The organism is Pelagibius sp. (assembly GCF_965249265.1).
Lineage (GTDB): Bacteria > Pseudomonadota > Alphaproteobacteria > Kiloniellales > Kiloniellaceae > Pelagibius.
Genome location: NZ_OZ252224.1, coordinates 1,526,480 through 1,548,272, shown reverse-complemented (window position 1 = coordinate 1,548,272; position 21,793 = coordinate 1,526,480). Strand labels below are relative to the sequence as shown.

The window sequence follows — 21,793 nt, the reverse complement described above, 5'->3', positions numbered from 1 at the left end:
CCGCACCTTGTATATACAAGTTGAGCATCCAAGCGATGCTAGTGTTTTCAGAAACCTACCTCGGGAAACCGCCGCGTTCCATGCCTGCTTCCTCCTCCGGTTCAAAAACCCGTGACGACCTGCCCCTCTATCGGCAGGTGAAGGATCACATCGTGGGCCGCATTCAGGCCGGCGATTGGCCGGAGACGGCAAGGGTGCCCTCGGAGAACGAACTGACCCGCGACCTGGGCGTCAGCCGCATGACAGTCCACCGGGCGCTGCGGGAGCTTACCGCAGAAGGCTGGCTGGAACGGGTGCAGGGCGCCGGCACCTTCGTCGCCCAGGCCAAGCCGCAGTCGGAAATTCTCTCGATTCACAACATCGCCGATGAGATTCGCGAGCGCGGTCACGCGCACACGGCGGAGGTCTGTCTGCTGCGCCGGGAAAAGGCGCGTGCTTTCGAAGCCAAGCTGCTCGGCCTGCGCCGCGGCGAAGCCCTGTTTCACTCGATCATCGTGCATCGGGAAAACGGCCTGCCGATCCAGTTGGAGGATCGCATCGTCAACCCGGCGGTGGCGCCCGCCTATCTGGACCAGGATTTCACCGCCATCACCCCCAACCACTACCTGATGCAGGCCGCGCCCCTCAGCGAGGCCGAGCATGTCGTCATGGCCGTGGCGCCCAGCAAGGAAGAATGCCGGCTGCTGGAAATCACCGCCGGCACCCCCTGTCTGCTGCTGCGCCGCCACACCTGGTCGGGCAAGCGGCCAGTCACCTGGGCCCGCCTGCTCCACCCCGGCGACCGCTACCGCCTCGGCGAACGCTTCTCGGCGGAAACGGCGCGCTGATGCTTCGCCCAACAGTCCCAGGGATTCCCGGACGCGAGTCTGGTGATTGAGCGGGCTGCCTTCCCTTCAAGGCCGTGCCATGAAGTCCTGAATCAGCTCGAAGTAGCCCGGTAGAACCTTGTGCAGACGTTTTCGTCCCCTCGCCGTCAGCGTGACCCAGCGGGCTCTGAGGTCGTCTTCGTTGGTGACGATCTTCAACAGGCCGTCGGCGGCCAGGGCCCTCAGAGTATTGGTGACGATGGGCTTGGAGATATCCAGCTTGCCGGCGATCTCCGTCACCGAGAGCCCGTCCACCGTCGGATCGCGGTCGAGCAGCACCAGGATCAAAAAGCGCGTCTGGGAAAGGCGATGTGCGGCAAAGTAGGCGTCCAGTTCGCGCAGCAGCAGGCTTGCGCGCCGCAGCAGCTTCAAGGCCGTTTCCACCGTCGGCGCGTCCATAACGGGAAAGCGCGCCTGGTAACCCTGCAGCATGTCCTGGGTCGGCAGGTCCTTCAGGAAGAACATGAGCCCCTGCCCTCAAAGGCGTGTCAGCTTGGTGACCTGCACCGGCGCCGCCAGCCAGTCCTTGTAGCGTTCCAGAACCGAGCGCGTGTAGGGCTGGGCATAGTGGGCCTCCAGCGCCACCTCGTCATCCCAGGTTTCATAGAGAAAAAGCTTCCCGCTGCCGTCCCGCGCCTCGTGAAGCACGAACTCGCGGCAGCCCGCCTCCTCCAGCGTCGCGGGAATGATCTCAAGAACCGCTTCGCGGGCGGCTTCGAAATGCTGGGCCTTGGGCGTGATCTGGGCAAAGAGCGAAAGGGGTTCGGTCATCAGGGACTCCATATAATTATCATGATAACTATATAACAACAGAGGGCGCCGGTTCAAGACGGCCGACGGTGTCAGTTGTTGGACCCGGCGCAGCGAAAGCCGACCATGTCGAGGCCGATGTCCGGCGGATTGCCGTGACGATAGGCAGCGCGCAGGCAGTAGGGGTTGTTGCCCCAGCCGCCGCCGCGGATCGCCCGCTGCGACGGCCTGCTGGGAAAGGCACTGGCCGTCCATTCCCAGACATTGCCCGCCATGTCGTCGAGATCGAAGGGCGAGCGCCCGGCGGGGAAGCTGCCCACCGGGGCAGTGCGGCGATAGCCGTCGCTCCCGTCGGGCGCACAGCAAGACTCTGTGCCGAAATTGGCGACAAGCTGTTTTCCGTCCTGTACCGGCGGCGTGTTCCCCCAGGCATAACGCAGCGACTGCGGCCCGCGGGCGGCGAAGGCCCAGGCTTCCTCGCCCGGCAGGTGCAGGCCGTGGTGGGCGCAGAAGGCCTCCGCATCGCCGGCGGAGACCTGCACCACGGGATGCGCGTCCAGGCCTTCGATTCCGGAGCCCGGCCCCTGGGGATGCCGCCAGTCGGCCCCGGCAACCAGGCGCCAGCGGTCCGTCCAGACATAGCCGCCACCCGACCGCTCGGCGTTCGTCACATGACCTGTCTCGGCAACGAAGGCGTGAAACTGGGCGTTGGTCACCTCCCGGCGCATCAAGGTGAAGGACGCAAGGGTGACGCGGCGCCGTACCTCGTTGGCATCGCCGCCCGCGTCGCCGGTCACGAAGCTGCCGCCGGGTATGGTAACAAGGTCGAGCCCGGGCTCCGCAGCGGCGTTGGCCGTACAGGCAGTCAGGGCCCACAGCAGAGAGAGATTGGCGATGAAGCGCAGCATAAGTGAAGTGCAACACCGCATGCCCTGCCGTGCCAATCACATTTGAGTGCAGACCGCCGCAAGCGGCCATACCAATTCAGATAACTGGACGCTCGCTTCAGAACCGCCTAGAACATCCGGACTGAGTCGCCGATGAACCGTTGTTTGGAGCCTTTACCTTGCGACCCAGAACCCTCTTCAAATCCATCACCCCCGCCCTCGCGGCCTTCTTGTTCCTGAGCAACTCAGGGACCCTCGCGGCGGCCGAAACCGCACCGCTCGCGACAAAGCTGGTTGGCCAGTGGACCTGCGAGGGCCGGGAAAACGACGCCGCCCTTACGATGACGTTGGATTACCGCCTCCGCAACGGCTGGCTGGTCGGCGAGATGGTCGAGGACAACGGCGCCGCGATGCTCGACGTCTGGCTGGACAGCGGCACCGCCCCCCTCGCCCTGCGCCGCCTGCTGTCCTATGACGCCACGGTGGAGATGCAACTGGTCGAAGAAAGCGCCGATCACCTGAAACTGGAGGGCGCGATGCGCTTCATCCTCGGCAACGCCGGAGCGGTGCGCGAGGAAATCCGCTTCAACGGCAACGACCGCTTCGAGGCCCTCTGGGAAGCCGAAGTCGACAACGAATGGGTCGCGATCCTCTCGCGGACTTGCACCCGCAGCGGCTAGTTCCGGGACAGCTTTGCCCTAGCCCGTCGACTCTCCGGCGAAAGTTGTATATACAACTTTGGTCCTGATCCGGAGTTTACCTGCCATGTCCGAAACCGCCGCTTCGTCGCGCCGTGACAATGCCCGCGTCATCCGCAGCCCCCACGGCAGCGCGCTTTCCGCCAAATCCTGGCTGACCGAAGCGCCGCTGCGCATGCTGATGAACAACCTCGATCCCGAGGTGGCGGAAAAGCCCGAGGAACTGGTGGTCTACGGCGGCATCGGCCGGGCGGCGCGGGACTGGAAGTCCTTCGACACCATCGTCTCCAGCCTGGAGGGGCTGAACGAGGACGAGACGCTGCTGGTGCAGTCCGGCAAGCCGGTGGGGGTGTTCAAGACCCATGCCGATGCACCGCGGGTGCTGATCGCCAACTCCAACCTGGTGCCGCACTGGGCCGACTGGGAGCATTTCAACAAGCTCGATAAGGTCGGCCTGATGATGTACGGCCAGATGACCGCCGGGTCCTGGATCTATATCGGTAGCCAGGGCATCGTCCAGGGCACCTACGAAACCTTTGTCGAGGTCGGGCGCCAGCACTACGGCGGGGACCTGAAAGGCCGATGGATTCTGACCGGCGGGCTCGGCGGCATGGGCGGCGCGCAGCCCCTGGCGGCGACCATGGCCGGGGCCTCCATGCTGGCGGTAGAGTGCCAGCCGAGCCGCATCGAGATGCGCCTGAAGACCGGTTATCTCGACCGCCGCGCCGACACTTTGGAGGAAGCGCTGGCGATCATCGAAGAGGCCAAGGCCAAGGGCGAAGCGGTTTCGGTCGGGTTGCTCGGCAACGCCGCGGAGGTGTTTCCGGAGATGGTGAAACAGGGCATCCGCCCGGATGCCGTGACCGACCAGACCTCGGCCCACGATCCGCTGAACGGCTATCTGCCAGCCGGCTGGAGCCTGGAACACTGGGAACGCGAGAAGGCCGCCAATCCTCAAGCGGTGGTGAAGGCGGCCAAGGAATCCATGGCCATGCAGGTCCGCGCCATGCTGGACTTCCACGCCCAGGGCATCCCAACGCTGGACTACGGCAACAACATCCGCCAGATGGCCCAGGACATGGGCGTCGAGCATGCCTTCGACTTTCCCGGCTTCGTGCCGGCCTATATCCGCCCCCTCTTCTGCCGCGGCATCGGCCCCTTCCGCTGGGCGGCGCTGTCCGGCGATCCGGAGGATATCTACAAAACCGATGCCAAAGTGAAGGAGATGATTCCCGACGATCCGCATCTCCACAACTGGCTGGACATGGCGCGCGAGCGCATTCAGTTCCAGGGCCTGCCGGCGCGGATCTGCTGGGTCGGTCTCGGCCAGCGCCACCGTCTGGGACTCGCCTTCAACGAGATGGTGGCCAGCGGGGAAGTCTCTGCGCCCATCGTCATCGGCCGCGACCACTTGGACTCCGGCTCCGTCGCCAGCCCCAACCGCGAGACCGAGGGCATGATGGACGGCTCCGACGCCGTTTCCGACTGGCCGCTGCTGAATGCGCTCCTGAACACCGCCAGCGGTGCGACCTGGGTGTCGCTGCACCACGGCGGCGGGGTCGGCATGGGCTACTCGCAACACTCCGGCATGGTCGTCGTCTGCGACGGCAGCGATGCCGCCGCCGCACGCGTCGGCCGGGTACTGTGGAACGACCCGGCCACCGGTGTCATGCGCCATGCCGATGCCGGTTACGAAATCGCCAAGGACTGTGCCCGGGAACAGGGCCTCAACCTGCCGATGCTGGACTGAAGCAAGGCACGGGAAACAGACAAAGCAGCCGCTGCCGCCAAACCGGACAAGAGGGGAACCGGAATTTGAGCACTTCATCGGACATCGCCGGCCACTACACCAAAGGCGATCTTCTGGCGCGCTTGCAGAAGGCCTTGGCAGCAGACGGGGCCGACCCGGAACGGCCGACCCTGGAAGCGCTGGCACCCTATGATCAGTTTCACGGCCGCGGCCTGGAGGTGACCGAGGAACTGGCCGACACCCTCAGCGTTGCGCCGAGTGATCATCTGCTGGATATCGGCAGCGGGATCGGCGGCCCGGCACGCTACTTCGCAAACCGCTTCGGCTGCCGGATCACCGGCATCGATTTAACCGAGGAGTTCTGCGCGGTGGCCCGGGAAGTAACCACCCAGCTTGACCTTCAGGACCGGGTCCGCTTCGAGCAGGGCGACGCTCTGGCCATGCCCTTCGCGGATGCCGGCTTCGAGGGCGCCTACTCCATGAACGTGTCCATGAACATCGCCGACAAGGCCGCTTTCTACGCCGAGATCCATCGGGTCCTGAAACCCGGCGGCTGGTTGATGCTCTCCGAGATCGCCCGGGGGGACGGTGGCAAGCTGGACTACCCGACGCCCTGGGCCGAGACGCCGGAGTCCAGTTTTCTGGCGACGCCAGGGCAAACCGAAGAGGGATTGCGGGCCTGCGGTTTCGTCGACATCGCGCTGCGCGACACCCGGGAACAGGCTTTGGCCTTTGCCAAGCGCTCGCGGGCCCTGGTGGACCAGGGTGAAAAACCGCCGCACCGCGCCGTTCAACTGATCCATGGGGCGGCTGCCGCCACCATGGCCGCGAACACCGGACGCGGCTTCGCCGAGTCCGCCATCCTGCCGGTAGAAATTCATTGCCGCAAAGCCGGGTGAATAACGGCGTTCGGCGGGCAAAGCACAACCTGCCGATGCTGGACGCAAGGGAAAGTCCTAAGGGAAACTGAAACGAAGAATGCTTGGGTCATAGATTTGGGAGACGAGACATGAAGAGACGTACTTTCATCAAAGCAGGCGGTGCCGCGGCAGCCGCCAGCGCCACCCTGGCCGCGCCGGCCATCGCGCAGGGAACCATGCAGTGGAAGATGGTGACGGCCTGGCCGAAGAATCTGCCCGGACCAGGTGTCGCCGCCCAGTTGCTGGCCGACCGCATTACCGCCCTCTCCGGCGGACGCATCGAAGTGAAGCTCTTTGCCGCCGGTGAACTGGTGCCGGGCCGCGGCGTCTTCGATGCCGTTTCTGAAGGCACCGCCGAGCTCTACCACGCCGTCCCCGCCTACTGGGGTTCGAAATCCAAGGGCATCCTGCTGTTCGGATCGCAGCCGTTCGGCCTGCGCGCCGACGAGCAGGTCGGCTGGCTGACCCACGGCGGCGGCCAGGCGCTTTATGACGAAATGTACGGCCGCTTCGGCCTGAAGCCTTTCCTCTGCGGTAACTCCGGCCCGCAGTGGGCCGGCTGGTTCAGCAAGGACATCAACTCGGTCGACGACCTGAAGGGCCTACGCTACCGCACCACCGGCCTGGCGTCGGAGATGTGCAGCAAGCTCGGCATGGCGGTGCAGGCCATGGGCGGGCGCGACATGTTCCAGGCGCTGCAGTCCGGCGCCCTGGACGCCGGCGAGTTCATCGGTCCCTGGACCGATTCCGCCCTCGGCTTTTATCAGGTGGCCAAGAACTACTACTGGCCCGGCGTCGGCGAACCGTCCTCGGCGGAGGAGTGCGGCGTCAACCTGGAAGCCTACAACGCCCTGCCCGACGATCTGAAACAGGCGGTCGCCTTGGCCTGCGAGTCGCTCTACAACCCGGTCTGGACCGAGTACACCACCAAGCACGCCGCCGCCCTGCAGAAACTGGTAGCCGAACAGGGTGTGCAGGTGAAAATGCTGCCGGAGAGCGTCATCGTCGCCATGGGCAATGCCGCCGGCGAAGTGATGGCCGAACTGCGCGACGACAGCGACGAACTGGTCAAGCGCATCGTCGAGAGTTTCCTCGCCTACCGCAGCTCGATCGCCGACTACATGGTCTATGCCGACAACGGGCAGATGAACGCCCGGGCGCTGGACTACAAGTACTAGCATCATCGCAGCCAATCCTGCCTCGCCCTTCGAGACGGCCTTTCAGGCCTCCTCAGGGTGAGGCAGGATAGCGATACACCTCATGCTGAGGAGCCGTCGGAGGCGGCGTCTCGAAGCATGGCGCAAGGGTACTTGGTCAGGATCAGATGATGCAGCTTTGGATCGCCCGGCTCGATGCCGTGAACCGGACCGTCGGCTCGGGCGTGCGCTGGCTTGCCCTGGCGATGGTGCTGCTGCAATTCGCCGTGGTGCTGCTGCGCTATGTCTTCGGAATCTCCTTCATCTTCCTCAATGAAGGCGTGCTTTACATGCATGCCGCCCTTTTTATGCTGGGCGCCGGCTATACCCTGCTGGTCGATGCCCATGTGCGGGTCGACATCTTCTACAGCCGCTTTGGCAAACGCGGTAAAGCGGCCATTGATCTGGCCGGAGGTCTCGGCTTCCTCATTCCCTCCCTGTTGATGGTGCTCTGGTTCACCTGGCCTTCGGTACGCAATTCCTGGGCGGTGCTGGAGGGACCGATTTCAGTCGGCGGCATTCCCGCCTCCTTTCTCCTGAAGTCCCTGATCCCGGGGTTCTGTATCCTGCTGATCGTCCAGGGCCTCGCCTGTCTGCTGCGTGACCTTCTCAGTCTCGCCGAAAGGCGCGATACAGCGTGAGTGAGTATCTCGACCTCCTGATGTTCGCGGCGCTGATCGGCGCCATCCTGCTCGGCTATCCCGTTGCCTTCACGCTGACCGGCGTGGCCGTGGTTTTCGCCGCGCTCGGTTGGGCCTTGGGCGTTTTCGACGTCAGCCTGCTGGGCGCCCTCGGCCAGCGTGTCTTCGGCCTGCTGACCAACGACGTGCTGATCGCCATCTCGCTCTTCGTTTTCATGGGCGTGGTGCTGCAGCAGAGCCGCATCGCCGAAGACCTGCTGGAAACCATGGGCCGCCTCTTCGGCAATCTGCGCGGCGGCCTCGGCGTTTCGGTGATCCTGGTCGGCGCACTGCTCGCCGCCTCCACCGGCATCGTCGGCGCCACCGTCGTCGCCATGGGCATGATCGCCCTGCCCACCATGCTGCGTAACGGCTACAACCCGCGCCTGGCCTCCGGCGTTGTCTGCACCGCCGGCACCCTGGGCCAGATCATCCCGCCCTCAACCCTGCTGATCATCCTCTCCGACGTCATGTCCAACAGCTATCAACAGGCGCAGTTCCGCCAGGGCCTCTTCACCATCGACACCATCTCCGTCGGACAGACCTTCGCTGCCGCCCTGCTGCCCGGCCTGCTGCTGGTCGGGATCTACATCGTCTACATGCTGGTGAAGGCCTGGGTGACGCCGGCGGACGCCCCTGCCCTCGCCCAGCCTGAGGAGGCGCCGCCGCGCGCCAAGGTGCTGGCCGCGCTGCTGCCGCCGATGGTGCTGATCGTCGCGGTGCTGGGTTCGATCCTCGGCGGCATCGCCACACCCAGCGAAGCGGCATCCGTCGGCGCCGTGGGCGCCCTGCTCCTGGCCGCGCTGCGCCAGGACGGACCGCCCTTCCTCATCTATGGCGGCGGCGCAGCGCTGCTGGCCCTGGCAATCCTGGCGCGCTTCGCCCCGGTCCGCCTGCAACGCGACGATATCGGTGCGCAGGACTGGCTGCTTGGATTGATCGCGGTCGCTTTGGTGGCGGTTGCTCTCGCTGCGGTCGGACTCGCCCTCAAACGCGCCTGGCGCGCGGACATCCTGAAGCCGGTGATGACCGGCACCATGACAGTCACCGCGATGATCTTCGCCACCATCCTGACCGCCAGCGTGTTCTCGTTGGTGTTCCGCGGTTTGGGCGGCGACACCCACGTCGAAGAGATTATCGCCGCCATGCCCGGCGGTGCCGACGGCGCCCTGCTGTTCGTCATGGCGCTGATCTTCGTCCTGGGATTCTTCCTCGACTTCGTCGAAATCTCGGTGATTCTGCTGCCGCTGGTGGCGCCGGTCCTGATCCTCATGGGTCACGACCCGGTCTGGCTTTCGATCCTGATCGCCATCAATCTGCAGACATCGTTTCTGACACCGCCCTTTGGCTTTTCGCTGTTTTACCTGCGCGGCGCGGCGCCCAAGGAAGTCACCACCGGCCAGATCTATCAGGGCGTGCTGCCGTTCATCGCCCTGCAGATTCTCGGTATGCTGGTGCTCTGGTTCTGGCAACCGCTGGCCACCGTGCTGCCCAAGCTGCTGTTCTAAAAGGCAGCTTCCAATTGCGGTCAATTCGGGCAGAAAATATTAGAGAATTCGGAATACTCGGCGCTTCTTTGGAACTATTCAAAGTCACAGAAAAGTCATGTGCAATTGCCCCCTCAAAGCCCAGATAGTCTGGGATCGGGAAGAGACATCCTATTTCAGGATGTCACGGGGAGTGGGACATCATCATGAATCGTAAGATCGCCCTTATCGGCGTGGGGGTGGCCCTGGCCGCCGCCATCGCCATCAGTCAGGCCAATGACGGCGAGAGTGCTTTTGCCTGGTTTAGCGGTGCGCCGGAAAAACAGACTTTGACCAACCCGAACAACGGCGAGGCCGTGACTCTGGAAGCGGTGCAGAACGAGGCCGAATGGCGCAAGGACACGGCAGAAAAACTGCGCGAGCTCGACTGAGCGGCCCGGCCGGCGAAAAGCCTATTTCAATTCGACAGTGATCTGGCGCTCGTTGCCCGAGCGCACCTCGAAGTTCGCCCGGCCTCTGCGTGGACCGCTGCTGGCGACAACGACATAGCGTCCTTCACGCAGCCAGAGCTGCCCGCTGGCCGCACGGCGCGAGGTCACCGGCGTGCTGAGCGTCGTGTCGCTCGCCTTAAAGATCTGCCAGTCGATGGTTTCCCGGATCTCGGGACCGCCACGGCCCCGCACCGCTGAAAGACCTACGGCGCCGGCGTTCAGGTCCAGCGTGTATTTGTAGGTATGCCCGGCAGTGATCTCGATGGTGTGCTTCACCAGGGCATCCCGGGTCTTCGCCCGCACCAAGTAGAAACCCTCGGGCAGAACGACGCGCGGATTGGGGCTCTTCGCCACGGCAACCTGATGGCGGTTGCCGCTGGCATCACGGCCATAGGTCAGGATTTCCCATTCGATTGCAGTGCTCAGCGGCAGGGCCCCGCGATGCGGGATCACACGAAGATGGGCCCAGCCGGCGTTCAATGAAATCCGATGGGTCAGCGGCTTGTCCGCCACCTCGAGGTCCGACGTAACCGCTGTATCGCCGAAGCGCGCCTCAACCCGATAACGGCCCTGTCGCAGGTCTACATTGAGAGGGGCACCGGTCTTCGTCGTCACCGGTTCCAGGCGCCCGCCCGGGGCGATCTTGGCGATCTTGAAGGTGACGGCATCACGCAGCAGCTTGGCACCTTCGGCGATCACCACCTCAAGGGTCACCTTGCTGGTCTTGCCGGCTGCCTCGGCAAACTGCTCGCCTGCAAGGGCCGGCGCCGCAGTGACTGCCAGGACTCCATGAATCAGAAAGCCAAAGGTCAGAAACGCGGCAAAACGCCGTAGCAACAAAGTCCCCAGAGGCATAGCCCGGGCTCCTCTTTCACCCTTTCCGCTCAGGAAGGGGTTACTATGCCGGCCTCTGTATTTAAAAGCGATGAACGTGTTTCGGCTGCGTCAAAAACCCTGCCCAAGGAACCCCCTGCTCGCGGTGAACCGATAAAGCAAGGAGTATAAGAAGCCGTGTAATCGTGCGGTTGCGCTATCGGACACGGCAAAGGCTCGCTAGACTGCCCGGATGCGCCGCCTCGCCCGCCATCTTTCCACTCTCACCACAGTCTTCTGCCTCTACTTTTCCGGTTCCTTCGACGCAACGGCAAGCCAGACGGTCGATCTGGAACTGGTGTTGGCCGTCGACAGTTCCTCAAGCGTAACCGACGACGAGTTCCGTTTGCAGATGTTAGGAATTGCTGCCGCCTTCGAAGATCCATCGGTGCTGGGCGCCATCGAGGAAACCGCACCCCTGGGCATTGCCGTCACCCTGCTGCAATGGTCCAGCAATGCCGCCCAGGCCGTTGCAATCGGTTGGACCAAAATCACCAGCGGCCAGGAAGCCTTGCTTTTCGCGCAGCAGGTGCGCCGCAGCAGACGTCTTGTCAGCGGCGGCGCCACCTCTATGAACAACGCCATCATCCATGCGGTGCAGTCTATCCAACGCAACGGCTTCGAGGGCTTGCGCAAAGCGATCGACGTTTCCGGTGACGGGCGGGCCAACGAGGGCAAATCACCGGCAATCGCGAGAGACTATGCCAACCAGCTGGGCATCACCATCAACGGACTCGCCATCCTGAATGAAGAGCCGGAGCTTACGGATTACTATCAGGCCTGGGTCGTCGGCGGCCCGGGGAGCTTCCTGCTCACCGCCGACGATTTCGATGACTTCGCCGAGGCGATGCAGCGCAAACTCCTCTTCGAGATTTCCGGCGCACCGATTGCCGCCGCGCCGGGAACCAGCCTCTACGTCCAGGATCAGAGTACCGGCATGCCACGACAACCTTAAAGCTTCGCTTCGCCTTGGTGCGCCGCCGCTACCAGGAAGTCGCGGAAGACCTTTATCTTGGGGCGTTCCAGGGCATCCGGCAGATAGACCAGGTGATAGGCGAGGTCGCTGAGCACTGTCAGGTCGAAAGGCTTCACCAGACGCCCGGATTCGAGATCTTCGGCGACAATTGACGTGCTCCCCAGGGCGACGCCCTGGCCTTCCGCAGCAGCATGCAGGATCACCGTTGCATCGTCGATGATCGGGCCGCGGCGCGGGTTTATGTCTTTCACACCGGCGACCGCCAGCCACTGAATCCAACCGTCGTGATCGTCCTCATGCAGAAGGGTGTGACCGCAGAGGTCCGCCGGCTCGCGGATCGCCTTCTTGCCTTTCAGCAGCGCCGGGCTGCAGACCGGAAAACGATCGACACGCAACAAGAACTCCGACGTTACACCCTCCCACTGACCTGCGCCGTAGCGTATCGCAAGATCAACGTCGTCACTGCGCAGGTCGGTGGTCTGGATCGAATGGTGAATGCGCAGGTCGATCTCCGGGTGCCGTTCCCAAAACCGCGGCAGATGGTGGATCAGCCACTTGGCGCCGAAAGCCGGTGTGATGGAGATGGTCAATATGCGCGACTCGCCGTCATCGCGCAGCCTGCCAGCCGCCTCTGCAATGCGCCCGAAGCTCTCACTCACCACCGGGTAGAGCGCCTTTCCCTGGTCGGTGAGGACCAGCTTACGGGTGAGGCGCTTGAACAGAGCCATGCCGAGATGATCCTCCAGCGCCTTTACCTGGTGGCTGACCGCCGCCTGGGTGACATGCAGTTCCTGGGCCGCCTTCGTGAAGCTGAGATGGCGGGCGCCGGCCTCAAAAGCCCGGAGGGCATTCAGCGGGGGCAAATCCTTCATGGCACCATGCCTTAGCAAAACTAACTCATCAGATGAGAAAGCGTCGTTTGTGGGTTGGAGATCCCTGCATATTTTACTGATGTACGGCGGATTTCAAGCCTCTCAATCCTGCGAGGCAAGATGCAAAGCCGATGATAAATGAGGAATTCTATGTCTGAGATTCTGCACTACAGCCTCATTCGGGCGAGCGGAACACTGCCGTCGGGGATCCTTCCACCGGGCATCAGCGAGCCCTTTGCGCCACGCCCTCGGCCCGTCCGGCTTCGCAGCCGCCACCAGAAGCCCAGAGGCCGCCTACGCCGGCTGGTCGGACGACATCTGCTGCGCCTCGGCGCTTTCATTATGCGTCTTGGCCAGCGCTGGACCGCGCCCAACGGCGAAACCGGAAGCCGTCCACTGCTTAGAGCGGTTCACTAAGTCGCGGTCAGGCCAGCCAGTTGTGCAAGAAACTGCGCAGCCATGCGGCCATCGGCGCATCGAAACGGGCCGCGGCTTCCAACTGCTGCTCTTTTGACTGCGCACCCGGCTCTTCCAACATGTGCGCGGCGTCACGCATCCAGCGCTGCATCACCGAAATTGAGACCTCGGGATGAAACTGTATGCCGTAGGCCTTGCTGCCATAGCGAAAGGCCTGGTTGCGAAACACCGGTCCGGAAGCAAGCAACTCGGCAGTCTGCGGCACCGCGAAGCCTTCGTTGTGCCACTGATAAACATGCATCGCCTGGTCAAGGAAACCGTTGGCCGCCGGGGTCGGCTCGATCTCAACGTAGCCGATCTCGTGTGCCCCTTCGTCATGTCGGCTGACCGGCGCGCCCAGGGCCTGGGCCAGCATCTGTCCGCCCAGGCAGATGCCGAGAAAGGGGCGGCCGCTCTCCGCCCAGGCGCCGATCCAATCCGTCTCCTGGCGAAGGTAGGCATACTCATCCGGCTTGTTCACGCTCTCCGCCCCGCCATAGACGACCGCGGCCTTGTAATCACTGTCCACCGGCGGCAGCGCATCGCCCCTGCCCGGTGAGCACCATTCGATGCCATATCCCATTTCCTGAAGCAGGCCGGATGCCCGGTCATCGCGCTTGCCGACGGGATGGTCGATCAAAAGAATCGTTTCTCTCATCAAGGCTCCATTCTTGCTGTCTGCGCCGTGAGAAAAGCGCTCATATGAAAGGCTGCCTGGGGCGCTCCGTAGGTGTGTTCCGCGCCCACCGGACAGGCGCGGCGTGCCAGGCAGCCGCCGGAAAGGCAGTCTTCACCTTCGGCGCTGGCAAGGTGCGCGGTACAGGCCGGCACATTGTAGCCGGAAGGCGTAAAGGCGTTCACCGGACAAGCCGACAGGCAAGGCCGGCCGGCGCAGTCCTCACAGGGTGCAGGAACCGGGGGGCCCGGCTCAATCGCCAACGCCCGGCCAAACGCAATGCCGCCGCGATAAGCATGCCAGAGACCGAATTCCGGATGGATCAGCATGCCCAGGGGCGAAGCGGCAAGGCCTTCAGCACGCTGCGCCCAACGCAGAAAGGGGTGATAGGGCGGCCCGCCGAAGGGAAAAACGGCGCGGCCGCCGAGCCTTTCCGCCAGCGCGGCGATGACCCGGCTGCTCCAACGATTCATCGGATCCGGCTGTCCGTCGCTGAATTCCGGCGCCGCAGAAAAAGCCGGCCAGAGACTGCCGCCCAAATTGCCCAGCAGGACCAAGGTCCCGCTCTCGCTGCCGTCGGCCTGCGGCGGAACGGCATCGTCTGCCTCGCAGAGAAAGGCGCCGCGCAGGCGCAGTCCCTGCCCCTCGGCAAGTGTTGCGATGTCAGCGAGATCCTCGGCGCTCATGCTTCCGTTGTTTCCTGGTTGGGCCAATCCACGATGTGGTCTTCCAGGTCCTCATCGGCAACCTGAGATTCCGAGACTACCCGGCCGCGTACGGAGATACCCGCTTCATGGACCGAGTTGGGATCTCCCGACACCAGGGGATGCCACCAGGCAAGGTCCCGCCCTTCGGCAAGGCGGCGGTAGGCGCAGCTCGGCGGCATGAAGTTCAATTCGCCGATGTTCTGCGGCGAAAGCTGTACGCAATCCGGCACGATGGCCTTGCGGTTGGCGTAGTCGCCGCAACGGCAGCTTTGTTCGTTCAACAAATGGCAGGTGACCTCGGTGTGAACGATCTCGCCGTCGTCCGGGTCCTCCAGTTTGATCAGACAGCAGCGCCCGCAGCCATCGCAGAGTGCTTCCCACTCCGCCGAGGTCATCTCAGAAAGCGATTTTGTCTGCCAGTAAGGCCGCCGATTCATGGGGGCAGCCTAACCCATGATCCAGGCTCACACGAGCAGGATCACGCCCCCCTTCAGGCAGCCGGGCGCATCGCACGCTGCGGCAGCAGGATGTCGAAGCGCCGGCGAATCTCGGCATCCAGGTCGGCGGGGATCGCCTGCGGCCAGTGTTCGGCCAGGACCTTGCGGGCCCGTTCTCGGGCTGCCTCGCGGATGTCGCGAGCGCCCTTCATTTCCCAGTCGTCGCGATTGTCGCGGTCCAGCAGGCTCGGGTAGAGATATTCGCTGTTCATCAGGGCGAGGGTCTGAGGATGGCCGAGGAAGTGCCCGGCGCCCCTGCAGACGTCATCTATGACGGCAATCGACAGCGATTCCTCGGTGACCTCGATGCCCTTCAGCATGCGCATGATCTCGCCATTCACGTCATTGTCGATCACGAACTGCTCATACGCCACGGTCAGCAGGCTTTCCAGAAAACCGGCGGAATGGTGGATGTAGTTCGAGCCGGCCAGCGCGGCAGCGAGTCCGGTGATCCCCTTCTCCGCCCCGGCCTGGGCATCCGGCACCTTGGCGTCGGAGATCCCGGAGGAATTGTAGATCGGGACGTCCAGGTATTGGGCGATCTGGGCACAAGCGGCATTCAAGAGGGCGAACTCAGCGGAGCCCCCGACAAATGCACCGCTGCGCAGATCGGCCTGGGCCGGCACACAGCCCATCAGCAGGGGATGACCCGGGTTCAACAGGTTCACATAGACGATGCCGGAAAGCTGCTCGGCCGTTATCTGCACAAGGGTTCCCGCCAGCGCCGCCGGTGAGGTCGCCCCCGCTTGCGGTGCCGAAGAAATTGCCACCGGCAGGCCATGAGCGACGATCTGATCGAGGATCTCGACGGTCTCGGTCGCGTAGCGCAGCGGACTGACCGTCCAGCAGTTGCTGTAGGAGATGATCGGGCGGCGGTCCAGCGCCTCCGCGCCGCCGGCCAGGATCTCCGCCATGGCCCGCTGGCCGGCCACCTTCTCCGGCAGGTACGCGTTTGCCATCACGTGTTTTTCGGTGGCCGCGAGGCAGGCATAGAACTGGTTGATGTCGATCTGATCGTTGGCAAGATCGCGCGGCACGACGGGGCGCATGTAGAAGTGGATATGCTCCAGCGTGTCGCAGAGACGCCCGATATCGTAGTTGTCCGACAGTCGCGTCTCCCGCACCTTGCCGTCGAGGTCGAGGATCTTCACCGCCTGCCCGCCGGTGCCCATGTAGACCCGGCGGCCGCCCAGCAGCAGATCGTGTTTCTCACTGCGCCCGGCCAGCAGCACTTCGCGCGCCGCCGTCCGCAGGCTTTGCTCGATCAGTTTCTGTCCGATGTAGACCCGGTTCGCATCGTCATCGATCCGGCAACCGGCGGTCCGAAAGATCTCACGGCAAGGGCTCGGCGCGACCTCGATGCCGGTGCGCTCCAAAACCTCCATAGCCGCCGCAACAATCCTGGGAAGATCGGCTTCGGCAAGGGGGCGGTAGTTTCCTCCGGAGAGACCGGCGGGCGCCACAGTCTCTTGCGGGCGCGACCCCGCCCTTCCGCCTCCGCGTCGTCTGCCGGCCATCAGCCTTTCCCCCTTTTTGCTGCTTCGTAAGGCCGCTAAGAGGCGGCCGCCTGCCTCAAGCTTGGCGGCTTCAGGGGGATCGGCTGTTCTTTAACCGACGGAAAGTATCGCGATGATCGATGCCGGACGGAGAGCGAAACACGAAGCCCCCGCCTCAACCGTTGGATCCGGCTGAAAACGGGGGCTCAGTTCCTTGATCGTCAGGCCGCGCGGACCTTGGTGATGAACTGCTGCACTTCCTTGCGGAGCTTGTCCGACTGCTGGGAAAGCTGGCTTGCTGCGCCCAGGACCTCGCCCGCAGAAGAACCGGTCTGACCCGCGGTCTTGGTGACCGCGCCGATGTTCCCGCTGACCTTCTGAGTGCCGGCGGAAGCCTGCTGAACGTTGCGCGCGATTTCCTGCGTCGCCGCGCCCTGTTCTTCAACCGCGGCCGAGATGCTGCCGGCGATCTCGTTGATCTGTTCGACCGTCTCGGCGATCGACTTGATTGCCGTTGCCGCATCGGTGGTCGCAGACTGGATCTCACCGATCTGCTGCGAAATCTCCTCGGTCGCCTTGGCGGTCTGGGTCGCGAGCGATTTCACTTCGTTGGCGACGACCGCGAATCCCTTGCCGGCCTCACCGGCGCGGGCCGCCTCGATCGTCGCGTTCAGCGCCAGAAGGTTGGTCTGCTCCGCGATGTCGGAAATCAGATTGACGACTTCGCCGACCTTCTGGGCGGCCTCGACAAGACCCTCCACTTTGCCGTTGGTGCCCCTTGCGTGTTCGACGGCCCGGTTGGCGGTTTCGGATGACCGCGAAACCTGGCGCCCGATCTCCTCGATTGAAGAGGCAAGCTCCTCCGCCGCCGAGGCAACGGTTTGAACATTGGTGGAAGCCTCTTCGGAAGCGCCGGCGGCGGCCTGGGCCTGTTGCTCGGTTTCCTCCGCCGCCGAAGTCATCGACTGCGCCGTTGTCTGCATGGTCGATGCGGTCGAGGAGACCGAGTCGACCACCGACTTCACACTGGCCTCGAAACCATCGGCGAGCTGGCGCATGGCGGTCTGCTTTTCCTGCTCGGCGCGCTTGGCAGAGTCCTTGTTCTCCTTCTCCAAACGCCTCTGGTTTTCAGCGTTGCTGCGGAAAACCTGCACGGCATCGGCCATATCGCCGATCTCATCATGGCGGCCAACACCGGGAATCTCGACTTTGAGATCGCCGTCGGCCAAGCTGCGCATCGAGGCGATCATCCCGGAGATCGGCCGGGTAATGCTGCGCGCGATCAGCATGGAGACAACCGCAATGCCGACCAGAATGGCAGCGATCATACCGCCGATCACCGTCGCCTTCTGCCAGAAGATCGCGTTCAGGTCGTCGATGTAGACGCCGGTTCCGATGATCCAGCCCCAGGGCTCGAACCCTTGGACGTAGGATTCCTTCGGCTCCGGTTGCTCGCTGCCCGGCTTGGGCCAGAGATAACGGACATAACCGGCCCCATCGGCGCTGACCACCTTGACGAATTCGACGAAGATCTGCGTCCCGGCCTTGTCTTTCAGGTCGCTCAGGTCCTTGCCGTTCAAAGCCGGTTTGATCGGGTGCATCACCATCACCGACTGCATGTCGTTGACCCAGAAGTAGTCCGAACCGTTATAGCGAATGTCGCCGATCGCGGTCAGCGACAGGCGCTGGGCTTCCTCGACCGAGATTTCACCGGCTTCGGCGCGCTTGTGATTTGCGTCAGCAATGGCGACGGCGCTTTCCACCAACTGGCGCAGTTCGTTTTGCTTCTGCTCGATCAGCGAGCCGCGGAGATCCATCAGCATCATACCGGCCACAACCATCAGGCCGGCCGCCGAGAGGGCAATCAGGGTCAAGACACGATGGGCGATCCGAAAGGATCGAAGGGCCTGGAGCCGCATAAGACTTCCTCAAACTGTATTATTCCCCAGCTGAAGCGAAACCTAATGGGCCAGCACTTAAGGTTCCGTTTAAGCTAAACATCGGGTGTCATTTTGCTCTTTCGGCCTTTGCATAAGTCACAAAAACTACTCGTTTTGATGATAATGCAGATTTCATGTGCTGGCCGAATCAAGTGCTTGGTGCCTGTCTATGTTTTTGTTCCCACAATCTTCGATTACAGCTCTCTCGTTTCTTCTACCCTTTTCGTCGGAAACAAAATGACCGCGATCTGTCGAAGCCCGGGCTTTATGGTCCATCAGAACGATGGTATGAGTGCCGAAGTTGTATATACAACTTCGGACAAGGGAGGCTGTTACCGGTGAATGGCGATCACGAGATGTTAAAGGCTGGCGGCCTGACCCTGGACAGGCTTTGTGCGTATTGGCGCCGGCACCGGCCAATCAGTCTTGACCCCTCCTGCTATCAGGCCATCAACGCTGCCGCCGACTGTGTCGCCCAGGTGGTTGCGGAAGAGCGTACGGTCTACGGAATCACCACCGGCTTCGGCAGCCTGGCCCGGCAGACCATTGCCGGCGATCAGGTGACCGAACTGCAGAGCCGGCTGGTGCTGTCGCACTGCACCGGGGTCGGGACACCTTTGGATGACCGGGTGGTGCGCCTGATTCTGATAATGAAAATCAATGCCCTCGCGCGCGGCCACTCGGGCATTCGCGCCGAAGTGATCGACCGCCTGATCCTGCTGCTGAACGAAGAGCTCTACCCGGTCATCCCCGGCAAGGGCTCGGTGGGCGCGTCCGGCGATCTGGCACCGCTGGCCCACCTCTCAGCCGTCCTGCTGGGTGAAGGCGCAATCCGCCATGACGGGCAGATCCGCCCGACCGCCGAGGTGTTGGCCGAGCAAGAACTGCAGCCGGTCGAACTGGCCGCCAAAGAGGGGCTTGCCCTCCTGAACGGCACCCAGGTTTCTACTGCCCTCGCTCTTCATGGCCTTTTTCAGGCCTGGGATATCTTTAGCGCGGCCATCACCGCCGGCGCTCTTTCCGTCGATGCTGCCCTCGGCAGTGACACACCCTTCGACCCGAGGATCCAGGACCTGCGCGGCCATCGCGGCCAGGCTCAAGTGGCGGCATGGCTGCGCGACCTGCTCGACGGCAGCGCCATCCGTCAATCGCACCTGGATTGTGACCGGGTTCAGGACCCCTACTCCCTGCGTTGTCAGCCTCAGGTGATGGGCGCGGTGATCGACAGCTTCCGGACCGCTGCTGCGACCTTGACGATCGAGGCCAATGCCGTCTCCGACAATCCCCTGGTCTTCCCCGATACCGGCGAGGTGCTTTCCGGCGGCAACTTCCATGCCGAGCCGGTTGCCTTTGCCGCCGACACCATCGCGATTGCCCTGTCGGAGATCGGTTCCCTTTCCGAGCGGCGGGTCGCCCTGCTGGTGGACGCACATATGAGCACCCTGCCCGCCTTCCTGGTCGCCGAACCCGGCCTCAACTCCGGCTTCATGATCGCCCATGTCACCGCCGCGGCGCTGGCATCGGAAAACAAGATCCTGTGCCACCCCGCCAGCATCGACAGCCTGCCGACCTCAGCCAATCAGGAAGACCACGTCTCCATGGCCGCCCACGGCGCCCGCCGCCTTTCGGATATCGCGGAGAATGTGGCCCATATCGTCGCCATCGAGCTGATGGCGGCGGCCCAGGGTGTCGACCTGCGCCGGCCGCTGGAGACCTCGCCGAAGCTTGCCGGGGCCATGGCGGCCATCCGTGCGCGCGCCGCCTTCCTGGCCGACGACCGCCTGCTGGCCCCGGATATCGAAGCCCTGGCGGCATTGGTAAGCAGCGGCTGGTTTGCCACCGACCTTCTGGGGCAACCCTGCCTGGCAGCGGATTAATTCGGAAAATCTAATGTATTGCCGGTGTTTAGCGGCTGGACGCGCGGCGAAAAGCACCTGTATACTGCTCTCCGGCAGAGGATTTGTTGGCGCCCAACGAGCCGCAAAAGATGGTCGTGGGCTGCTTTTCCGAGGTTTCGATCTCCTTCAGGGATGACCAACTTGTCCAGCTTTTCCGAACAAACCCGTCTTTCAGCGCCCGTTGACGACACGGCGCCGACCCAGGACTTCGTTCTGGACCATCAGGTTCAGCATCTTCTGCGTCGGGCCCATCAGCGCGCGTCTTCGATTTTCCTGACCGTCCTGGCCGACGCCCAGTTGACGCCGACTCAGTTCTTCGCCCTGGCCCGCCTCCACGAGACCGGCAAGCTGTCGCAGAACCGGCTCGGACGCATGGCCGCGATGGATCCGGCAACCATCCAGGGCGTTATCCGGCGCCTTCAGGAGCGCGGCTTCATAGAGCGGCTGCCGGACCCCAATGACCGGCGGCGGATGGTCTTAAGCCTCTCGCCTCTGGGAAAGGAAACGGTCGCATCGCTGCTGTCCGACGCAAAGCGCATCGGCGGCGAGATCCTGGCCCCCCTGCCCCCCGAAGAGCGCGAGCAGTTCGTAAGGCTTTTGAAGAAGCTGGTCTGACGTCGGGACCCTCGTCCGGCCCGAACGGCAATACCGGCCTTAGGACACCGTCCAGGTGTTCCCCTTCGTGAGCAGCTCGGCCAGGGTTCCCGGACGGCTGCTTTCGATCGCGTCGACTTCGGCCAAAACACCGGCTTCGTAGCTGCTGGGTGCCGGGTCGCAGAAGACCACCCCCATCGCCACCGGCAGGCTCGGCGGCTCCATGGCCACCAGTAACGTGGCCATGGCGCGGTCGGTTTCGTCATGCACCAGGATGTCCGCTTCCGTGACTCCGCCCTCACCCAGCGTAACGGTCTCAAGCTCAAGGCGGCCCGGCTTCAGGCGCAGTCCCTTGTTGCGCTCCTTGCCGAACAGCATCGGCTTGCCGTGCTCCAGGTGGATCTGCGCGTCTGCTGCAACCGAGCGGTCGGTAAAGCCCGCAAAGGCGTTATCGTTGTAGACGATGCAATTCTGGAAAATCTCGACCAGCGAGGCGCCGCGATGCTCGCGCGCCCTTTTCAGCACCACCGGCAAATCCTTCTGCTGGGTGTCGACCGAGCGAGCGAAGAAGCGCGCACCGGCCCCCAGCGCGAAGGAGCCCGCCGAGACCGGCGTGTCGAGCGAACCGCCCGGCGTCGAAGGCGAGCGCGTCCCGACCCGCGAGGTCGGCGAATACTGTCCCTTGGTCAGGCCATAGATCTCGTTGTTGAACAGCAGGAGCTGCAGGTCGACGTTGCGCCGCAGGACATGCAGCAGATGGTTGCCGCCGATCGACAGCGCATCGCCGTCGCCTGAGACAACCCAGACGTCGAGCTCCGGGTTGGTCAGCTTGACACCGGTCGCAAAGGCCGGCGCACGACCGTGGATGGTGTGGAAGCCATAGGTCGAGAGATAATAAGGAAAGCGCGCCGCACAGCCGATCCCGGAGATGAAGACCGTCTTCTCCGTGTCCACCTGCAATTCGGCCAGGGTCTTCTGCACAGCCTTCAGGATCGCGTAGTCGCCGCAGCCCGGGCACCAGCGCACCTCCTGATCCGAGGCGTAGTCCTTGGCCGTCTTTACGGCCGGGGTCGCGATGTTCAT

General features: G+C 63.5%; 22 protein-coding genes. 11 read left to right on the top strand and 11 right to left on the bottom strand.

Annotation, left to right across the window (positions count from 1 at the left end):
• Positions 1-80: 80 nt before the first annotated feature.
• Entirely contained in the window at positions 81-827 is a 747-nt protein-coding gene (gene hutC, locus ACP146_RS07380) for a histidine utilization repressor (RefSeq protein WP_422366126.1), read from the top strand.
• Positions 828-893: 66 nt separating this feature from the next.
• Here hutC and ACP146_RS07375 read toward each other — a convergent pair whose 3' ends face one another.
• From ACP146_RS07375 to ACP146_RS07365, 3 genes are all read right to left on the bottom strand, one after another.
• Positions 894-1,331: a MarR family transcriptional regulator gene (locus tag ACP146_RS07375; RefSeq protein ID WP_422366125.1), complete on the bottom strand. Its 438-nt coding sequence runs from the start codon at positions 1,329-1,331 to the stop codon at positions 894-896.
• 12 nt (positions 1,332-1,343) lie between these two features.
• Complete coding sequence (locus tag ACP146_RS07370) at positions 1,344-1,637, bottom strand: putative quinol monooxygenase (protein WP_422366124.1); 294 nt, start codon at positions 1,635-1,637, stop codon at positions 1,344-1,346.
• A gap of 71 nt (positions 1,638-1,708) precedes the next feature.
• Entirely contained in the window at positions 1,709-2,524 is an 816-nt protein-coding gene (locus ACP146_RS07365; protein WP_422366123.1) for a formylglycine-generating enzyme family protein, read from the bottom strand.
• A gap of 158 nt (positions 2,525-2,682) precedes the next feature.
• On the opposite strand from ACP146_RS07365, the gene ACP146_RS07360 reads away from it, so the two are divergent.
• From ACP146_RS07360 to ACP146_RS07330, 7 genes are all read left to right on the top strand, one after another.
• Complete coding sequence (locus tag ACP146_RS07360; RefSeq protein ID WP_422366122.1) at positions 2,683-3,183, top strand: hypothetical protein; 501 nt, start codon at positions 2,683-2,685, stop codon at positions 3,181-3,183.
• 85 nt (positions 3,184-3,268) lie between these two features.
• A complete protein-coding gene (hutU, locus tag ACP146_RS07355; protein WP_422366121.1) occupies positions 3,269-4,951 on the top strand; it encodes a urocanate hydratase in 1,683 nt (560 codons plus the stop codon).
• A 65-nt stretch (positions 4,952-5,016) separates the two neighbouring features.
• Positions 5,017-5,850, top strand: a complete 834-nt coding sequence (locus ACP146_RS07350; protein WP_422366120.1) for a class I SAM-dependent methyltransferase — start codon at positions 5,017-5,019, stop codon at positions 5,848-5,850.
• Positions 5,851-5,960: 110 nt separating this feature from the next.
• Entirely contained in the window at positions 5,961-7,049 is a 1,089-nt protein-coding gene (locus ACP146_RS07345; protein ID WP_422366119.1) for a TRAP transporter substrate-binding protein, read from the top strand.
• Positions 7,050-7,195: 146 nt separating this feature from the next.
• Complete coding sequence (locus ACP146_RS07340; protein WP_422366118.1) at positions 7,196-7,708, top strand: TRAP transporter small permease subunit; 513 nt, start codon at positions 7,196-7,198, stop codon at positions 7,706-7,708.
• Positions 7,705-9,255: a TRAP transporter large permease gene (locus ACP146_RS07335; RefSeq protein ID WP_422366117.1), complete on the top strand. Its 1,551-nt coding sequence runs from the start codon at positions 7,705-7,707 to the stop codon at positions 9,253-9,255. The genes ACP146_RS07340 and ACP146_RS07335 overlap by 4 nt, the downstream gene beginning before the upstream one ends.
• Positions 9,256-9,440: 185 nt before the next feature.
• Complete coding sequence (locus tag ACP146_RS07330) at positions 9,441-9,665, top strand: hypothetical protein (RefSeq protein WP_422366116.1); 225 nt, start codon at positions 9,441-9,443, stop codon at positions 9,663-9,665.
• 21 nt (positions 9,666-9,686) lie between these two features.
• Here the strand turns inward: ACP146_RS07330 and ACP146_RS07325 are convergent, their stop codons facing one another.
• Positions 9,687-10,580, bottom strand: coding sequence for a hypothetical protein (locus ACP146_RS07325; RefSeq protein ID WP_422366115.1), 894 nt, complete (start codon positions 10,578-10,580; stop codon positions 9,687-9,689).
• A 211-nt stretch (positions 10,581-10,791) separates the two neighbouring features.
• Between ACP146_RS07325 and ACP146_RS07320 the strand changes: the two genes are divergently transcribed.
• A complete protein-coding gene (locus ACP146_RS07320; RefSeq protein ID WP_422366114.1) occupies positions 10,792-11,553 on the top strand; it encodes a DUF1194 domain-containing protein in 762 nt (253 codons plus the stop codon).
• Here the strand turns inward: ACP146_RS07320 and ACP146_RS07315 are convergent.
• From ACP146_RS07315 to ACP146_RS07290, 6 genes are all read right to left on the bottom strand, one after another.
• The gene (locus ACP146_RS07315; protein ID WP_422366113.1) at positions 11,550-12,446 is read right to left on the bottom strand and encodes a transcriptional regulator GcvA; all 897 of its coding nucleotides are present in this window, start codon (positions 12,444-12,446) and stop codon (positions 11,550-11,552) included. The two genes, ACP146_RS07320 and ACP146_RS07315, sit on opposite strands and share 4 nt — an antisense overlap.
• Before the next feature lie 424 nt (positions 12,447-12,870).
• Positions 12,871-13,560 (bottom strand): glutamine amidotransferase-related protein, encoded by a 690-nt coding sequence (locus tag ACP146_RS07310; protein ID WP_422366112.1) that lies wholly within the window; start codon positions 13,558-13,560, stop codon positions 12,871-12,873.
• Positions 13,560-14,264, bottom strand: a complete 705-nt coding sequence (locus ACP146_RS07305; protein WP_422366111.1) for a ferredoxin — start codon at positions 14,262-14,264, stop codon at positions 13,560-13,562. Before ACP146_RS07305 ends, ACP146_RS07310 begins: the two co-directional genes overlap by 1 nt.
• Positions 14,261-14,722: a YcgN family cysteine cluster protein gene (locus ACP146_RS07300; RefSeq protein WP_422366110.1), complete on the bottom strand. Its 462-nt coding sequence runs from the start codon at positions 14,720-14,722 to the stop codon at positions 14,261-14,263. The genes ACP146_RS07305 and ACP146_RS07300 overlap by 4 nt, the downstream gene beginning before the upstream one ends.
• A 53-nt stretch (positions 14,723-14,775) precedes the next feature.
• Entirely contained in the window at positions 14,776-16,299 is a 1,524-nt protein-coding gene (locus ACP146_RS07295) for a trimethylamine methyltransferase family protein (protein WP_422366109.1), read from the bottom strand.
• A 200-nt stretch (positions 16,300-16,499) separates the two neighbouring features.
• Complete coding sequence (locus ACP146_RS07290) at positions 16,500-18,197, bottom strand: methyl-accepting chemotaxis protein (protein WP_422366108.1); 1,698 nt, start codon at positions 18,195-18,197, stop codon at positions 16,500-16,502.
• A 377-nt stretch (positions 18,198-18,574) separates the two neighbouring features.
• On the opposite strand from ACP146_RS07290, the gene hutH reads away from it, so the two are divergent.
• Together hutH and ACP146_RS07280 are read left to right on the top strand one after the other, a co-directional pair.
• On the top strand, positions 18,575-20,095 hold the full coding sequence (gene hutH, locus ACP146_RS07285; RefSeq protein ID WP_422366107.1) for a histidine ammonia-lyase: 1,521 nt from the start codon (positions 18,575-18,577) through the stop codon (positions 20,093-20,095).
• Positions 20,096-20,257: 162 nt separating this feature from the next.
• Positions 20,258-20,731 carry a MarR family winged helix-turn-helix transcriptional regulator gene (locus ACP146_RS07280; protein ID WP_422366106.1) on the top strand — a complete coding sequence of 158 codons (474 nt, stop codon included), beginning with the start codon at positions 20,258-20,260 and terminating at the stop codon, positions 20,729-20,731.
• 39 nt (positions 20,732-20,770) lie between these two features.
• Here the strand turns inward: ACP146_RS07280 and ACP146_RS07275 are convergent, their stop codons facing one another.
• The gene (locus tag ACP146_RS07275; protein ID WP_422366105.1) at positions 20,771-21,793 is read right to left on the bottom strand and encodes a 2-oxoacid:ferredoxin oxidoreductase subunit beta; all 1,023 of its coding nucleotides are present in this window, start codon (positions 21,791-21,793) and stop codon (positions 20,771-20,773) included.

Excerpts from the sequence above, each read along its gene's own strand:
- hutC (WP_422366126.1), top strand. The coding sequence starts at position 81 with ATGCCTGCTTCCTCCTCCGGTTCAAAAACCCGTGACGACCTGCCCCTC.
- ACP146_RS07375 (WP_422366125.1), bottom strand. The coding sequence starts at position 1,331 with ATGTTCTTCCTGAAGGACCTGCCGACCCAGGACATGCTGCAGGGTTAC.
- ACP146_RS07370 (WP_422366124.1), bottom strand. The coding sequence starts at position 1,637 with ATGACCGAACCCCTTTCGCTCTTTGCCCAGATCACGCCCAAGGCCCAG.
- ACP146_RS07365 (WP_422366123.1), bottom strand. The coding sequence starts at position 2,524 with ATGCTGCGCTTCATCGCCAATCTCTCTCTGCTGTGGGCCCTGACTGCC.
- hutU (WP_422366121.1), top strand. The coding sequence starts at position 3,269 with ATGTCCGAAACCGCCGCTTCGTCGCGCCGTGACAATGCCCGCGTCATC.
- ACP146_RS07345 (WP_422366119.1), top strand. The coding sequence starts at position 5,961 with ATGAAGAGACGTACTTTCATCAAAGCAGGCGGTGCCGCGGCAGCCGCC.
- ACP146_RS07340 (WP_422366118.1), top strand. The coding sequence starts at position 7,196 with ATGATGCAGCTTTGGATCGCCCGGCTCGATGCCGTGAACCGGACCGTC.
- ACP146_RS07330 (WP_422366116.1), top strand. The coding sequence starts at position 9,441 with ATGAATCGTAAGATCGCCCTTATCGGCGTGGGGGTGGCCCTGGCCGCC.
- ACP146_RS07325 (WP_422366115.1), bottom strand. The coding sequence starts at position 10,580 with ATGCCTCTGGGGACTTTGTTGCTACGGCGTTTTGCCGCGTTTCTGACC.
- ACP146_RS07320 (WP_422366114.1), top strand. The coding sequence starts at position 10,792 with ATGCGCCGCCTCGCCCGCCATCTTTCCACTCTCACCACAGTCTTCTGC.
- ACP146_RS07315 (WP_422366113.1), bottom strand. The coding sequence starts at position 12,446 with ATGAAGGATTTGCCCCCGCTGAATGCCCTCCGGGCTTTTGAGGCCGGC.
- ACP146_RS07310 (WP_422366112.1), bottom strand. The coding sequence starts at position 13,560 with ATGAGAGAAACGATTCTTTTGATCGACCATCCCGTCGGCAAGCGCGAT.
- ACP146_RS07305 (WP_422366111.1), bottom strand. The coding sequence starts at position 14,264 with ATGAGCGCCGAGGATCTCGCTGACATCGCAACACTTGCCGAGGGGCAG.
- ACP146_RS07300 (WP_422366110.1), bottom strand. The coding sequence starts at position 14,722 with ATGAATCGGCGGCCTTACTGGCAGACAAAATCGCTTTCTGAGATGACC.
- ACP146_RS07295 (WP_422366109.1), bottom strand. The coding sequence starts at position 16,299 with ATGGCCGGCAGACGACGCGGAGGCGGAAGGGCGGGGTCGCGCCCGCAA.
- ACP146_RS07290 (WP_422366108.1), bottom strand. The coding sequence starts at position 18,197 with ATGCGGCTCCAGGCCCTTCGATCCTTTCGGATCGCCCATCGTGTCTTG.
- hutH (WP_422366107.1), top strand. The coding sequence starts at position 18,575 with ATGTTAAAGGCTGGCGGCCTGACCCTGGACAGGCTTTGTGCGTATTGG.
- ACP146_RS07275 (WP_422366105.1), bottom strand. The coding sequence starts at position 21,793 with ATGAACATCGCGACCCCGGCCGTAAAGACGGCCAAGGACTACGCCTCG.